At 44.0% G+C, this 427-nt stretch carries 1 protein-coding gene; it reads left to right on the forward strand.

The genetic code is table 11. The annotated features are described in order from the left end of the window. A partial coding sequence (locus tag ACQ5DJ_RS29985) for a DNA polymerase (RefSeq protein ID WP_429845627.1) occupies positions 1-427 on the forward strand: 427 nt, incomplete at both ends.

Genomic DNA, 427 nt, shown 5'->3' on the forward strand with positions numbered 1-427 from the left:
CCGATACCCATCGCGTACATACCAGTTACCATCAAGCCTTAACAGCAACGGGACGCTTGTCTTCAACCGATCCAAATCTACAGAACATTCCGATACGTGAAGAAATTGGTCGTCAGATTCGTAAAGCTTTTATTGCACCTCAAGGGCGTGTACTTTTGGCAGCAGATTATTCACAAATTGAATTACGTTTAATGGCGCATTTCTCACAAGATGATGCTTTGGTTGATGCCTTTCAAAATGGGCAAGATGTACACCGCCGTACAGCATCCGAGGTCTTGGGTGTCGCGCTGGAAAATGTAACCTCTGATCAACGCCGCCAAGCCAAAGCCGTTAACTTTGGTTTATTGTACGGTATGTCTGAGTTTGGTTTGATTCGTCAACTGGGCTTTACTCGTGAAGAATCGCAAAACTATATTAAGCAATACTT

This window comes from Brevibacillus sp. FIR094 (assembly GCF_050477165.1).
Classification (GTDB): domain Bacteria; phylum Bacillota; class Bacilli; order Brevibacillales; family Brevibacillaceae; genus Brevibacillus.